The following is a 14,517-nucleotide window of genomic DNA, read 5'->3' as shown; positions in this document are numbered from 1 at the left end:
GGAATGCGGGTGGTGATCGCCGAGGACTCGGTGCTCTTGCGAGAGGGCATCGTGCGGTTGCTCTTGGAGCAGGACTGCACGGTGGTCGCCGCGGTCGGTGATGGAGACGCGCTCCTGAAAGCGGTCGACGAGCACCGGCCGGACGTGTGCGTGGTCGACGTGCGGATGCCACCGACCTTCACCGACGAGGGTTTGCGCGCCGCACTCGTGATCCGCGAACAGTTCCCGGCGATCGGCGTACTGGTGCTCTCGCAGTACGTCGAGGAGCGATATGCCAGCGAGTTGATCGGGGGCAACCCCGGCGGGGTCGGGTATCTGCTCAAGGATCGGGTCGCGGACGTGGATCAGTTCATCGACGGGTTGCGCCGGGTCGGCGATGGTGGGGCCGCGCTCGACCCGGAGGTGATCTCGCAGTTGCTGGTGCGGTCGCGCCGGGTGGATCCGCTCGCCGTGCTGAGTCCACGGGAACAGGACGTTCTCCGGGTGATGGCGGAGGGCAAGTCGAACGCCGGGATCGCGCAGGCTCTCGTGGTCGGCGAGGGAGCGGTGGAGAAGCACATCAGCAACATCTTCCTGAAGCTCGGACTTGCGCCGACCGACGGGGAGCACCGTCGGGTGCTCGCCGTACTCAAGTTCCTGGAGTCGTGATGACGGTCGCGCAGCGGAGGATGCTGATCATCGGGCTGGTGCCGTTGCTGGTGCTTGTCGTTACCGCGGCGGCGGTGACGGTGTCGTTGATCCGGGGGAAGTTGCCGTACAGCTACTCGGCTTCGTTCGTCCCCGGGTCGCAGGGGGTGCAGGTTGTGTCGGATGTGCCGGCGCAACTGCTGGCCAGTGCGGATGCTGAGGTGCACGTGACCGTGGACGGGTCGTATGCGGTCGCGCGGCCCGCGATCGAGGTGACGACGATCGGTGGATTCCTGACCGTGCACACGAGTTGTCCCGATCCACACTGCGCGGTCGACCTCACGGTGGAGGTGCCGACGGCGGCCGCGGTCCAGGCGAAAGTGGAGCGGGCGTCGCTCGACGTGGCCGGGGTGTCTTCGCCGCTCACTGTGGACGTGAGCGACGGATCGGTCGACATGAATCGGTTGCGGACTTCCCGGGTCTCGGTGGACGTCCGGCGTGGTTCGATCAACCTGTTCTTCGACAGTCCGCCGGACCAGGTGACTGCGACGGCCAGTGATGGCTCTCTCACCGTTCAACTCCCACGGACAGCGACCTATGCGATCGATGCCGTCGCGGCCCAAGGCTCCAACCAGCTCGACCTCCCCAACGACCCGGGCTCCACCCACCACCTCTTCCTGCGGACGAGCTACGGCAGCATCACCGTGCAGTAGCGAGTTGCTAGAGAGCTAGGGCGGCGCAGAACGTCTGGGCCTTGGCGGTGATGGTTTCCCAGTTCGCGGCGGCGATGTCGGCGGGGGAGACGACGTCGGTGCCGGCGGAAACCGCCAGGGCGCCGGCGGCGAGGTAGTCGCGCGCGTTACCCGCGTTGATGCCGCCGGAGGGGACCAGGGGCACACCGGGGAAAGGGCCGTTGAGGTCCTTGAAGTACTTCGGCCCCAGCTGGTGGGCGGGGAAGATCTTCACGGCGTCGGAGCCGAGCGCGAGCGCCGTCATCACCTCGGAGGGCGTGAAGGCGCCGAGGATGACCGGGATGCCGGCGCTGCGGGCGGTCTCGGCGATGGCGGCGGCGTCCGGGCCCTGGCCGGGAGTGACGAGGAACTGCGCGCCGGCGTCGATCGCCTGCTTGGCCTGCGCCCCGGTCTGGACGGTGCCGGCGCCGACCACCGCGCCGGTCTCCGCGGCCGTGGAAGCGGCGCGCTCGAGGTGCCGGGGAAGGTCGGGCGTGGTGTAGGTGAGCTCCACGACATGAATGCCACCGGCAACCAACGCCGCGCACAGGTCCCGGGCGTCGGAGATCTCCGACGCCCGGACGACGGTCAGCACCCGGTCGGCACGGAGCAGGTCCAGGGTGGTGGTCATGAGCTTTCCTCTCGGACGGTGGTACGACGGACTGCGCGGCCCGGAAGCGCGTCGGTGCGCCGGCCGCCGTCGATGACGGGGACGCCGTTCACGAAGACGTACGGAATCCCGGTGGCCTGTTGGCGGGGGGTCTCGAACGTGGCGGTGTCCTGGACGGTGTCCGGATCGAAGAGGACCAGATCGGCTCGGTAGCCGACGCGGACGAGTCCGCGGTCGGGGAGACGGAGACGACGAGCCGGACGGCCGGTCAGGTGGTGGATGCAGTCGGGCAGATCGAGCACGCCGAGCTCGCGGACGTAGCGGGCCAGGTAGCGCGGGAACGTCCCCCACGAGCGCGGATGTGGTTTGCCGCCGACGAGGATCGCGTCCGAGCCGCCCGTGTGGCTGGGATGCCGCATGATCGCCCGTACGTTCTCCTCGTGGCCGACGTGCTGCAGGATCGACGTGGCGAGGTCGTCGGCGATCAGCAGGTCGAAGAACACGTCCGCAGGCGGTCGGCCGGTCGAGGCGGCCATCGCGGCGATCGTGCTGCCGACGGCGTCGTTCAGAGCCGGGTTGCGGACGCCGCCGATCTCGATGGTCTCCCACTCCACCACGCAGCCGTGGCAGCCGTCCGAGCCGACCTGCTCGAGCTCGTAGGCGATCCGGTCCCGTGCGGCCGGATCCCGGAGCCGGGCGAGCTGGGCGTCCGGGCCGCCCTCCGCGGTCCAGCTCGGCAGGATCGCGGCCAGAGTGGTTGCCCCCGGCAAGTACGGATAGGTGTCGGTGGTGACGTCGATGCCGGCCGCGAGGGCCTTGTCGATCATCGCGACCAGGTCGGCCCCGCGGCCGGCGTTCGGCGCGAAGTTCATCACCGCGTGCGTCAGGTGCAGCGCGCATCCGGAACGTCGGGCGACCTCGACCATTTCGCCGTACGCGTCGAGTGCGCCCTTGCCGTACGACCGTTGGTGTGGCCCGTAGTAGCCGCCGTACTGCGCGACGACCTCGCAGAGCTCGACCAGTTCGTCGGTGGTCGCGAACATGCCGGGCGTGTAGGTGAGGCCGCTGCTCATCCCGACCGCGCCCTGCTGCAGTCCTTCGGCCAGCAAGGCTTTCATCGCGTCCAGTTCGGCGCGGGTAGCCGGCCGGTTCGAGGTGCCGACGACCATCATCCGTAGCGTTCCCTGCGGGACCAGGTACGCCGCGTTGCAGGCGATGCCCTGGTCGAGCCGGTCGAGGTATCCGGCGACGGTCGACCAGCTGAAGTCGAAGTCGTCCGGCTCACCGTTCCAGCCGGCGATCTGGCGACGTACGGCAGACCGGGTCGGGTCGTCGATCGGCGCGAACGACAGGCCGTCCTGGCCGAGTACCTCCAAGGTGACGCCCTGGCTGACCTTCGCGGTGTGATCCGGATTCACCAGGATCTGCAGGTCGGAGTGCGCGTGCATGTCGATGAACCCGGGCGACAGCACCAGCCCCGCGGCGTCGATCGACCGGGCCGCCGACGTCGCCAGGTCGTTGCCGATGGCCACGATCCGGCCGGCCTCGACCGCGACGTCGGCGCGGACGCCGGGAGCGCCGGAGCCGTCGATGACGGAGGCGCCCGTGATCAGCAGCTCGGCCATCTCAGAAGAACGTCCGGACCAGGTCGACCACGACCGGATCGGCCGCGTCCGGGTCGTCCACGACCGGGATCAGCCCCCACTTGTCGAACGCCGTACACGGATGGGACAGCCCGATCCGGAGCTCGTCGCCGATCACCACCGGGACGCCGTCGAAGTGCAGGAAGCCGTGCTGGTCGTTGAGGTTGGTCACGGTCATGCCGTCGGCCGCGAGGACCGGTTCGCCGTCCGAGCGCGGCCGGATCAGCTGCGGCTCGGGCAGGTCCTGGTCGAACGGCAGATCGCGCCGGCCCGCGTCGAAGATCGCCAGCCCGGGCTCGGGTTGGGACGTGATCCGGACCCACCCGTGCATCGCGGCGACCAGCCGATCGCCGTCCGTCCGGGGCGACTCGCCGAGCGGCGACATCCGGCGATACATGCCGTCGTCGTGCGCGATGTACGCGCCCGACCGGAGCACCACCCGCGCACCGTCCTTGGCCAGCGGAGCGAGCACCTGAGCGACGTCGTCGAAGTACTGGCTGCCTCCGGCGCTCACCACCGGTACGACGTCCTCGTCGTACCAACGCCTCTGCAGCAAGCGGGTGTGGATCCCGGCCAGCGTGCGGAGGTACGCGCGGACCTCCTCGAGATCCGCCTCCGCCACGCCGTGCCCGATCGCGCCCTCGTATCCGGCGACCCCCGCGAGCCGCAGTGATGGCGCGTCCGCGATCGCCTCGCCGACGGCCAGCGCGGTGTCGGCGTCCCGCGCGCCGGTCCGGCCGCCGAGACCACCGACCTCGACCAGTACGTCGAGCTTCCGCGCACCGGGACCGACATGCGCCGAACGGGCCGCCTCCATGAGTTCGACGGTCCGGACCGAATCGGCCCAGACCAGGACCTCGAAGTCCGGGTCGGCCTCGAGCTCGTCGGCGATCCAGCGCAGTTGCAGCGGGGAGATCACCGCGTTCGCGATCAGCACCCGGCGGACGCCGTACGCGCGGGCGACGCCGAGCTGGAACACGTTGGCCAGGGTGATCGCCCAGGCGCCGGCGTCGAGTTGCATGGCCCAGAGCGCGGGCGCCATCGTCGTCTTGCCGTGGGGCGCGAGGTCGACGCCGTGGTGGGCGCTCCAGCGGGCGAGCGTGTCCACGTTGTGCCGCAGGCCGGGCGCGGACAGCGTCATCAGCGGGGTCGGCAGCTGGGAGAGGCGGGGCTTGTCGGCGAGGACCTCGGCGACGGTCCGGCCCCAGAACGCGGGTGGCAGGGCCTTGTCCTGCCAGCTCACCTGCTGGTCGGCGAGAGCGGCGACGGCGTCGGCATCGTAAGCAGGCATCTGTTCTCCTGAGGGATGGAGTTGCAGCATATGCAACGTGCGTTGCGCATACTGACCTCACGGTTGTAGCATCGCGCCCAAAGTTGCGTCAATGACGGGTGTTTCACACCCATCCCATCACCTCACCCCTGTGGAGTGCCGATGCGCGAACCGCTCCCTGAGACGCCCGCCGCGGTCTGCGTCGGCGAGGCGATGATCATGCTCGCCGGGGAGACCGGGGTGCCGCTGGCGGATGTGGAGTCGTTCCGGCGGTCGGTCGGTGGCGCCGAGTGCAACGTGGCCGGCGGCCTGGCGGCCCTGGGGATCGCGACCGGCTGGATCTCGCGGCTCGGCGACGACGGCTTCGGCGCGCACGTACTGCGTGATCTGCAGGGGCGAGGTGTCGAGGTCGGCGGGGTCGAGCTGGACCCGGACCGGCCGACGGCGCTCTACGCGAAGGAGTCCCGGGACGGGCGCACCCGGATGCACTACTACCGCACTGGTTCGGCAGCTGCCGCTATGGATCCGGCGTTCCTGGATCGGCCGGCGGTGCAGAAGCGGCTGGCGAACGCCGAGCTCGTGCACACCACCGGTATCACTGTGGCCATCTCCGACAGCGCGGCGCAGATGGTCGAGCAGTTGGCTGCGCAGCCTCGCAACTACCTGCTGAGCGTCGACCTCAACTGGCGGCCCGTGTTGTGGCGGGACAAGGACCCGGAGCCGCTCTGGCGAGTGCTCCGCGCGGCTGACGTCGTACTGATCGGTGCTGACGAGGCTCTGGTGTTCGCGGGCACCAATGACCCCGCTGAGCTGCACGAACGCCTCGGTAGGGGGTGCACGCTGGTGGTGAAGAACGATGCGCACACTGCGCTCGTGCTGGAGCCGGACGGGCGTCGCACCGAGGTTCCTGCGCTGACGGTCGATGTGGTCGAGCCGGTGGGGGCGGGCGACGCGTTCGCGGCCGGCTTCCTGGCGGGGACGTTGCAGGGCCTGCCGATGAAGCAGCGGCTGCGGCTCGGGCATCTGAATGCTGCGGCGGTGCTGACTGTGCCAGAGGACCACGCCGCGCCGCTGGAGCTCGGTGTTCGCGAGCGCTTGTTGACCTGTTCCGACGAGGAGTGGGCGGCGACGAAGGTCGGCGTGGCATGAGTCAGAGCCTCGGGAGAGCCCTGCAGATCCTCGCCAACCTGGGCGAGGGGGAGCGGTCGCTCGACCAGTTGGCGACGGAGCTCGGCGTACACAAGACGACGGTGCTGCGGCTGCTGCGGACCATGGAGGCAGAGCGGTTCGTACGGCGTGACGCGGCGCACCGGTATCGGTTGGGGTCGCGACTGTTCGCCCTTGCGGACGTTGCCCGCGAGCAACACGTCGTACGAGAGGTCGCGGCACCGCATCTGCGCGAGCTGAACCAGAAGACCGGGCAGACCGTGCATCTGGCCGCGTGGGACAACGGTGAGGTCGTCTACATCGACAAGCTCGACAGTGTGCGGTCGGTGCGGATGTACTCGCAGGTCGGCGTACCGGCGGCACTGCACTGCACCGCGGTCGGGAAGGTGCTGCTGGCTGCACAGCCCGAGCGGCAGCGGGAGGCATTGCTGGCGTCGATCGACTACCACGCCTACACGCCGCACACGATCACCGATCCGGACACACTGCGGGACGAGCTGGACGAGGTCCGGGCGCGTGGCTGGGCGCAGGACCGGGCCGAGCACGAGTCGTTCATGAACTGCATCGGTGCGCCGGTGAAGGACCATGACGGGCGGATCGTCGGGGCCGTGTCCCTGTCGGTTCCCGACGTACTGCTGAACTATGACCAGGTGCTCGAGCTCCTGCCCGACCTGCTCGCCACCGCCGCAGCCATCAGTGCCGACTACAACTGAGAGGTGTCAGACGCGATGTCCGACAAGACCGTCATCTCCACCACCGACGCACCCGCTCCGATGCCGGTGTTCTCGCAGGGAGTGCGCAAGGGCAACATCCTGCAGGTGTCCGGCCAGGGGTCCGTCGACCCGAGCGGTGAGTTCGTCTTCACCGGCGACGTGAAGGGCCAGACCACCCGCGTCCTGCAGAACATCGAGGCGATCCTGAAGGCCGGCGGTGCGAGCATCGACGACGTGCTGATGCTGCGCGTCTACCTCACCACCCGCGACAACTTCACCGCCATGAACGAGGCGTACGCCGAGTTCATGTCCAGCCGCACCCCGAGCGGCGTCCTCCCCTCCCGCACGACCGTCTTCACCGGCCTTCCCCTCCCCGACATGCTGGTAGAAATCGACGCCCTCGCCGTCCTGAGCTGAGTCCGGCAGACGGCAGGTGCCACCTAGTAGCACCAGGTGCTACTAGGTGGCTATCCTGGGTGCATGAGCGGACTTCCGGAGATCACCCAACGCGATCTGCGCACGCGGTCCAGGGAGATCATGGACGCCGTCCAGAGCGGCCAGGTCTTCATCGTCACGCGGGACGGACATCGCATCGGCGAACTGGTTCCGCTGCGCCGCCGGCGGCGGTTCGTTCCGCGGGCCGAGTTCGCCGCGATGTCCCGGACCGCGCCGGACGTCTCGCTGGACGACTTCCGGGCCGATCAGGATGCCCTCGTCGATCAGGAGCCGGACGACCCGTATGCCCGGTGAACACGAGCAGGGTCTACTCGACACCAACATCATGATCTTGCGCAGGTGGATCGATCCGGGCGAGTTGCCGGCCGAGATGGCCATCACCTCGATCACCCTGGCCGAGCTCTCCGCCGGCCCGCATCAGGTGCGCCGTGACAGTGGGTACGACGAACACGTGGAGCGGGCACGCCGGATGGACATTCTCCAGCGGGCCGAGAACGAGTTCGACCCGATCCCCTTCGATGCCGACGCTGCCAGGATCTACGGACGGATCTGCGCGGCCGTCGTCGCCGCGGGCCGGACGCCACGGCGTCGCGTCGCCGACCTGATGATCGCCAGCATCGCGGTCGCCGAGGAACTTCCGCTGTTCACCACCAACCCCGACGACTTCAAGGGCCTCGAGGATCTCCTCACCGTGGTTCGGGTCACCCGCCCGCCCAATCAGTAGCGGCCAGCGGCAGCGAGAAGGTCATCGCCTGCTGGACCTCTGGTCCGGGTGGTGGGATGCGCCTTCCAGGCTTCCCGCATCGCGGGATACGATTTCGCAATGCAGGAAATGTCGGAGCGACGGGGATCGGTGCAGTCGATTGATCGAGCCGTCGCGATCCTGCGGTGCTTCGACGCGCGGACGCATGAGCTGGGGATCAGTGACCTGGCTCGGGCTACCGGTCTGTCGACCAGCACGGTGCATCGGCTGCTGTTGGCGATGCAGGAGAACGGACTGGTGCGGCAGACCGCTCACCGGAGGTATGCGATCGGTCCGCTGGTGGCTCAGTTGGCTCACAGCGGTGGGATCCCGGCGTCCTTGCGTGATGCTGCGATGCCAGTACTGCGGATGCTCCGTGACGACACCGGGGAGACCGCGGCTGTGCACGAGTTGCTGCCGTCCGGCCAGCGCGTTGTGCTCGACCAAGTCGAGAGCCAGCACCAGTTGCGCCGTACTTACACCGAGTTCGGCCTGCCGGTCACGTTGCCGCAAGGTGCGCCCGGGAAGGCGTTGCTGGCCTTCCTGTCGTGGGAGCGGCAACAGGAGGCTCTCGCCGGTCACCTCGAGCAGGTGCTCCCGCAGACCATCACCGATCCGGTCGTGCTGGCCGCCCAGTTCGCCGAGATCCGTGAGCGCGGGTTCGCGCTGTCGATGGCGGAGCGCACGCCGGGGATCCGCAGTGTCGCGGCGCCGGTCTTCGACCACTCCGGTCAGGTGGCGGGCTGCCTGAGTGTCTCCGGTCCCGAGATGCGGATGCCGGTGGAGCGAATGGAGGAGTTCGGAATGAGGATCGTCGCGGCCGCCTGGTCGGTGTCCGAGCTGCTCGGCGCCACCCCAGCCGCCCGGGATCGCAGTACGGCGCTGGCCGGCAGCCGGTGATGTCCCAGGCCAAGGATCTGCTGAAGATCGCGCCCGCGATCTATCTGCCCGCGTTGCTCTACGGCATCGGCCAGGGCGCGATCGCACCGGTCGTAGCGTTGTCGGCCACACACCTCGGCGCCTCGGCGGCCGTTGCCGGGCTGGTCGTCGCGGCCGCCGGGCTCGGGCAGGTGATCGGCGACATCCCCGCCGGTGCGCTGACCAACCGGATCGGTGAGCGACGCGCGATGCTGGGGGCGACTGTCCTCGTCTCGTTGGCCCTGCTGGCCTGTCTGCTGGTGCCGACGGTCTGGGGCCTGGCCATCGCGATCGGCTGCACCGGGCTGGCCGGTGCAGTCTGGGGTCTGGCCCGGCAGGCGTACCTGAGTGAAGCCGTCCCGATCGAGCTACGGGCCCGCGCCCTGTCGACTCTCGGCGGCGTCCAGCGCATCGGCTCCTTCATCGGCCCGTTCCTCGGTGCTGCCGCGATGAAGTTCCTCGGCACCCACGGCGCCTACTGGGTGCACTTCGTGTGCGCGGTGCTGGCCTGCGCGGTCCTGCTCAGCCTGCCCGACGTCGAGTCGGTACGGCGTACGCGCGGAAGCCGACCGGTCGCCGCACAGTCGACCTGGGCCGTGATCCGGGATCACCTCCCGGTGTTGCGGACCCTTGGCGTCGGAGCATTGCTGGTCGGCGCGGTCCGCGCGTCGCGGCAGGTGGTGATCCCGCTGTGGGCGCTGCACATCGGTCTGGATGCGCAGACCACCAGCATCATCTTCGGGCTGTCCGGTGCGGTCGACATGCTGCTGTTCTATCCGGCGGGTTCGGTGATGGACCGCCTTGGCCGCAAATGGGTCGCCGTACCGTCGATGCTCGTCCTCGGGTTCGCACACCTGCTGCTGCCACTCACGCACTCCACCGCGACCTTGACCGCGGTCGCGTTGCTGATGGGCGTCGGCAACGGGCTAGGAGCCGGCGTGATCATGACGCTCGGCGCCGACGCGTCTCCATCCGTCGGCAGAGCCCAGTTCCTGGGGGCGTTCCGGTTGTTCGCCGACACCGGCAATGGCGTCGGCCCACTCCTGCTGGCCGGCGCCACCGCATTGCTCGGGCTCGGCCCAGCGATCGTCATCATGGGCGGCACCGGCTGGGCCGCGGCCGCCGCGATGAGTCGGTGGATTCCACCGCATCCCACGGTCAAGGTGACCAGCTGAGCGCGATACTGCCGGCAGCGCGAATGCTTCCCTGTGTAGTGACTGGCCTCACCAGCGTGGCCCGCGGACAGGAGCCGGGGACGGGTTCATCGAGGTGAGTGCTGACTCCCGGCTGGGGGCTGCCGGCGATCGGAAGCTAGACACTGCGACTGCCTGGAAGACTGCATCGTGCATCCTGGCGGGATTATTGCCATGGGCAAACAATCCATCGGATCGCCTGCCTGTAACAACTTTCCACTCCAATGCCGAAGGCTTGACGATTTGAGTTGATCGAACACATATTCTAATATAGCTGCATGCGAGGGATTGCGATCAGCCGCCAAGACGCCGACCTTTCGGTCAGCGCCGAGACGGCCGTGCTCGGCACTCACTCGTCGTCCCGTCCTCTCCCGGTTCCCGGCATTCCGTCCGGCGCACATTGCGGCACACAGTCCTGGGATGGCGCTGACCCTGCCTATGGTTCGTTGCGGACGGTGGCAGGATGTGGATGTTCGGGCTTCGTGTCCGGGGACGTGGACTGGCCGGACGGCGTCGCGGTGCTGGAAGGCTTCGACATCCCCGAGGACTCCGACGCCCCGGACGGTCCGCGTTTCGTCGGTCAGCAAGACGAGTTGGACGCCGAACTCGACCTGTTCCTGGGCCGTAACAGATCCTCCCGGGTGGACGCGCTGGAATGGGAGTTGTGGGACGGCGTAGACCAAGACGAGGCGGAGCGCGAGATGCTGCGCCGCAAGGCACCGGCCTGGGTGTTGTTGCCGCCCGGCGGCTACCTCGCGACCGCGCTGGAATCGACGCGACCACAGGCGATGTCACCGATGGCGCTGATCGAGTTGATGAAGGCCGGGGACCGCCTGTCCAGCTGGGCGGAATCAATCAAGGCCGCCGCGATGGCATCGTTCCACCGGCAGCGCCAAGCCGAGCACCGTGAGTCGCCTCGTCCGACCCAACTCGATGCGACGGGGCGCCCGATCGACCCGGAACGTTCCTGGTACGGCGAAATCGCGTTGGCGCTCGGCCTGTCGCCCAACACCGTCGGTTGCCGGGTCGACACCGCCTTGCGGCTCACCTCGACCCTGTCGGCAACGCACGCGGCCCTGAAATGCGGGGCGCTCACCTGGGGCAAGGCCCTCGCGATCTCCGAAGCAACCAGCAAACTGCCCGACCGCGAGGCGCAGGCGGTCGAGGCGCACGTCCTGAAACGCGCCGCCGCGCAGACCCACAAGAACCTGCAGGAGTCGCTGCGCCGCCAAGTAGCCAAACACACTAGTCGTGAAGCGGCCGACAGCCACCGCGCCGCCGTCGCGGAGCGCACCTGCAAGATCGTCCCGCTGGCGGACGGCATGGCCGGCCTGTGGATCGTTCACACGTCCGACAAGATCCAGCAGATCTGGGTCGCCATCCAAGCTATGGCCGCCCTCGCCAAACGCGATACCCCCACCACCACCGAACCTGCAATCGGGTCCAGCACCACCATCTCGGCCAACGCCGACACCACCCAAGGCCAGGGCGCCACCCAAGGCCAGGGCGCCACCCAAGGCCAGGGCGCCACCTCAGACCGGGGCGCCACCTCAGACCACGGCACCACCCCAGACGCCGGCTCCTCGCCAGACTCCGGGACCACCACGGATCCCGGCTGCTCGCCGAACGACAGCAACGGACCCTGCGTCGGCGCCGCGACGGCCCCCGCGAACCGGCACGCCACTACGGACTGCTCGCCGGACACCGCAGCAACCACCGCGCCCGCGGGCACCGTGCTACCGGGCACCGTGCCACCGGACTCCGTGCCACCGGACTCCGTGCCACCGGACACCGTGCCACCGGACACCGTGCCACCGGACACCGTGCCACCGGACACCATGGCGTCCACGGATGCCAGAGCGGACCGGGCTACCGAGGACTGCAGCGCCACGGTCACCGCCACTGCCGGCTCGGCTGATGGTGTGGTGAAGGATGCCCGGACCGCCGAGCAGCGGCGCGCCGATGTGGCCGCGGACCTGTTCGAGCACATCCTCCACAAGGGCCTGGACTGGCTGGGCCGTCGCCTACCCGACCAGCACCGCCGCCGCCCCCACATCGAGGTCGTCGTCCCGGCCTCCACCCTGCTCGGCCTTGACGACGACCCCGCCGAACTCACCGGCTACGGCCCGATCACCGCCGACATGGCCCGCCGCATCGCCGCCGACGGGACGTGGCGGCGACTCCTCACCGACCCGGTCAATGGCGCCGTACTGGAAGCCGCCACCACCCGGCACGATCCCAGTACCCTCGTCACCGAGACGTTGCTCGCCCGCCACCCCGTCTGCGCCTGGCCCGGCTGCAACCGCACCTCCCGCGACTGCGACCGCGACCACCTCACCCCGTTCGCCCGCAACGGCACCACCAGCCTCACTGGGCTCGCGCCGTACTGCGAGTACGCTGAGTCGGCCCGGGGCGCGGTGCCGGGATTGCTCCCGGTCCGTTTCCCCGGGCCGCTCGCCGAACCCGCCGTGCGCCTTTCAACGCAACGGGCTCTCCACGGGTCCTGTCGTTATACGGGTTGGGTCCAGGGGTTGGGGATCTTGCCGCCGCGATAGCGATACCGGGTGACCGGTATCGCGGCGATCCGCCGCAGTTCGATCTCGCCCGCGGTGATCGGCCGCCAGTGCCCGGTGGGCGTGGTCAGCCATCGGCGGACGTCCGTCCATCTCCAGTGATGCCGTTGCCTCAGCATGCGGATGACCCGCCACCAGGCGAAGCCGTCCAGCATGCTGAAGATGTTCTTGGCCACGGCGTGCCTGAAGTAGTTGGCCCAGCCGTGCATGACCTGGTTGAGTTTGGTCAGCACGTATCCCAGATCCAGTTGCGATGTCTTGCGTGTCAGGGCACGAATCTTCGCCTTCACCGACCGGATGGGCCGGTCATCGATGAAGGTGTAGACGTACCACTGGGTGGTCCCTCGTTTGCGGCGCCACTGGAGGCGGAACCCCAAGAACTGGAACCCATCGCTGAGATGCACCACTCGGGTCTTGGCCTCCGACAGGCGCAATCCCAAGGTGGCGAGCACCCCGGCGATGTCATCGCGCAGCGCCTCGGTGTCGTGCCGGGTGCCATGCACCACCACCGCGAAGTCATCCGCGTAACGGATGACCCGCCAGTTCGGCAGACCCCTGCGACGGCGGGCAGCGCGCCGTTTGCCGGTGGCCATCGTCCCGCCGGTCTTCCACGGACCGTGCAGGTGCTCATCGAGCACCGACATGGCAATGTTGAAGATCAACGGGGAGATGATGCCACCCTGCGGCGTGCCGGTGTGGGTGTCCCTGTGTTCGCCGAGCTCGGTCAAGACCCCGGCCTTGAGGAACGCCTTCACCAGCGCCAGCACGCGCTTGTCCTTGACCCTGGCCCGCGCCCGATCCATCACGGTCGAGTGCGAGACGTTGTCAAAGGCCGCTTCGATATCTGCATCCAGCACCCATCGATAGCCACGAGTGCCGAAATAGTGGATCTCCGCGACCGCGTCCTGAGCACGCCGCCTGGGCCGGAACCCATACGAAACCGGCTCGAAGTCGGCCTCGAAAATCGGCTCCAGCACCAGCTTCAGCGCCGCCTGAACGACCCGGTCCGCCACGGTAGGAATGCCGAGACTTCGCAGCTTTCCCGACCCACCCGGCTTGGGGATCTTGCGCTCCCGCACCGGCAACGGACGAAACGTGCCCGCCTTCACCTGGGCCCGCAGATCGTCCAGAAACCCCGGAACCCCAAGCCGTTGTTCCACGTCGGCGACCGTCAGGCCGTCCACGCCCGGCGTGCGGGACCCGGTATTGCCCGCGACCCGATCGAACGCCACAAGCAGCGTCGCCGGGTCATGCACGAAGTTGAACAAGTCATCGAACCTGCGGCCCGGATCGGCCACAGCCCAACGATGCAGCTTGGCCTGCATCTCCGATACCCGCCGACGCGGACCCACCGAGTCTGTCCCCGGCACGTCCTCCTCGGGCGCGGCGTCACCATTCGGTGGCGCATCTTTCGGCATTACAGCATCCTTCCCTGCTCGAACCCGCTGCCGCCCTTCCCCATGTGACCGGCTCTCCCGGCCTCGGAGTACTACGACGGCTCCGCCCCACCCGGCCCGTTCAGCGGTCGGTGCGCCTATCCCGGCAGCCCGGACTGGATCCCCGGCGCCGGGAGCCATCACCGGATGGTTCCCGTGTTCACTGTGATTCGCTCGACGAAGGAGGAGCCCGACTGTGTCCCAGCGGCATCGCCACAGGTACGCCGCAGACCTTCCCCATGGCCTCCCGAAGCAGCATGGTGATGCCCCTTCAGGAGTTCCCGCCGGCCTACTTACCCAGCGGGACGCACCGCGCCCGGCCCACATCCACCAGATTCGAGCCGGTCTGAGAGTTGAAGGACGTAACAACGCCGGTTCCTCGCGTACTCCTCTCCATCACGCTCGCCGGACCCGCACCATCTGGCAGTACTGGCACGT

General features: G+C 68.6%; 14 protein-coding genes. 10 read left to right on the top strand and 4 right to left on the bottom strand.

From position 1 onward, the window contains the following. Nucleotides 1-3 precede the first annotated feature (3 nt). Nucleotides 4-648: a response regulator transcription factor gene (locus OG555_RS08055; protein WP_329484785.1), complete on the top strand. Its 645-nt coding sequence runs from the start codon at nt 4-6 to the stop codon at nt 646-648. Next, entirely contained in the window at nt 648-1,340 is a 693-nt protein-coding gene (locus OG555_RS08050) for a DUF4097 family beta strand repeat-containing protein (RefSeq protein ID WP_329482176.1), read from the top strand. Before OG555_RS08055 ends, OG555_RS08050 begins: the two co-directional genes overlap by 1 nt. Before the next feature lie 7 nt (nt 1,341-1,347). Here the strand turns inward: OG555_RS08050 and OG555_RS08045 are convergent, their stop codons facing one another. The 3 genes from OG555_RS08045 to OG555_RS08035 are packed head-to-tail and all read right to left on the bottom strand — an operon-like array spanning nt 1,348 to nt 4,902. After that, on the bottom strand, nt 1,348-1,989 hold the full coding sequence (locus OG555_RS08045) for a bifunctional 4-hydroxy-2-oxoglutarate aldolase/2-dehydro-3-deoxy-phosphogluconate aldolase (RefSeq protein WP_329482175.1): 642 nt from the start codon (nt 1,987-1,989) through the stop codon (nt 1,348-1,350). Then, nucleotides 1,986-3,593 (bottom strand): N-acyl-D-amino-acid deacylase family protein, encoded by a 1,608-nt coding sequence (locus tag OG555_RS08040; protein ID WP_329482174.1) that lies wholly within the window; start codon nt 3,591-3,593, stop codon nt 1,986-1,988. The genes OG555_RS08045 and OG555_RS08040 overlap by 4 nt, the downstream gene beginning before the upstream one ends. A 1-nt stretch (nt 3,594) precedes the next feature. Next, nucleotides 3,595-4,902, bottom strand: a complete 1,308-nt coding sequence (locus OG555_RS08035; RefSeq protein WP_329482173.1) for an amino acid deaminase — start codon at nt 4,900-4,902, stop codon at nt 3,595-3,597. Nucleotides 4,903-5,043: 141 nt separating this feature from the next. Here OG555_RS08035 and OG555_RS08030 point away from each other — a divergent pair, with 141 nt between their 5' ends. From OG555_RS08030 to OG555_RS07995, 8 genes are all read left to right on the top strand, one after another. Continuing rightward, entirely contained in the window at nt 5,044-6,030 is a 987-nt protein-coding gene (locus tag OG555_RS08030; protein WP_329482172.1) for a sugar kinase, read from the top strand. Continuing rightward, complete coding sequence (locus tag OG555_RS08025) at nt 6,027-6,761, top strand: IclR family transcriptional regulator (protein WP_329482171.1); 735 nt, start codon at nt 6,027-6,029, stop codon at nt 6,759-6,761. Before OG555_RS08030 ends, OG555_RS08025 begins: the two co-directional genes overlap by 4 nt. A gap of 15 nt (nt 6,762-6,776) precedes the next feature. Next, entirely contained in the window at nt 6,777-7,178 is a 402-nt protein-coding gene (locus OG555_RS08020) for a RidA family protein (protein WP_328526092.1), read from the top strand. Between the two features lie 63 nt (nt 7,179-7,241). After that, entirely contained in the window at nt 7,242-7,511 is a 270-nt protein-coding gene (locus OG555_RS08015) for a type II toxin-antitoxin system prevent-host-death family antitoxin (protein ID WP_329482170.1), read from the top strand. Nucleotides 7,512-7,542: 31 nt separating this feature from the next. Next, nucleotides 7,543-7,941 (top strand): type II toxin-antitoxin system VapC family toxin, encoded by a 399-nt coding sequence (locus OG555_RS08010; protein ID WP_329482169.1) that lies wholly within the window; start codon nt 7,543-7,545, stop codon nt 7,939-7,941. A gap of 99 nt (nt 7,942-8,040) precedes the next feature. Next, a complete protein-coding gene (locus OG555_RS08005; protein WP_329482168.1) occupies nt 8,041-8,859 on the top strand; it encodes an IclR family transcriptional regulator in 819 nt (272 codons plus the stop codon). Continuing rightward, complete coding sequence (locus OG555_RS08000; protein WP_329482167.1) at nt 8,859-10,052, top strand: MFS transporter; 1,194 nt, start codon at nt 8,859-8,861, stop codon at nt 10,050-10,052. Before OG555_RS08005 ends, OG555_RS08000 begins: the two co-directional genes overlap by 1 nt. 500 nt (nt 10,053-10,552) lie before the next feature. Continuing rightward, on the top strand, nt 10,553-12,625 hold the full coding sequence (locus OG555_RS07995) for an HNH endonuclease signature motif containing protein (RefSeq protein WP_329482166.1): 2,073 nt from the start codon (nt 10,553-10,555) through the stop codon (nt 12,623-12,625). Here OG555_RS07995 and ltrA read toward each other — a convergent pair. After that, on the bottom strand, nt 12,580-14,061 hold the full coding sequence (gene ltrA / locus OG555_RS07990) for a group II intron reverse transcriptase/maturase (RefSeq protein ID WP_329474530.1): 1,482 nt from the start codon (nt 14,059-14,061) through the stop codon (nt 12,580-12,582). The genes OG555_RS07995 and ltrA overlap by 46 nt on opposite strands. Nucleotides 14,062-14,517 lie beyond the last annotated feature (456 nt).

This window comes from Kribbella sp. NBC_01484, from assembly GCF_036227145.1.
Lineage (GTDB): Bacteria > Actinomycetota > Actinomycetes > Propionibacteriales > Kribbellaceae > Kribbella.
Note: the sequence above shows the minus strand (reverse complement) of the source record. Positions and strands in the feature narration are given on the sequence as shown.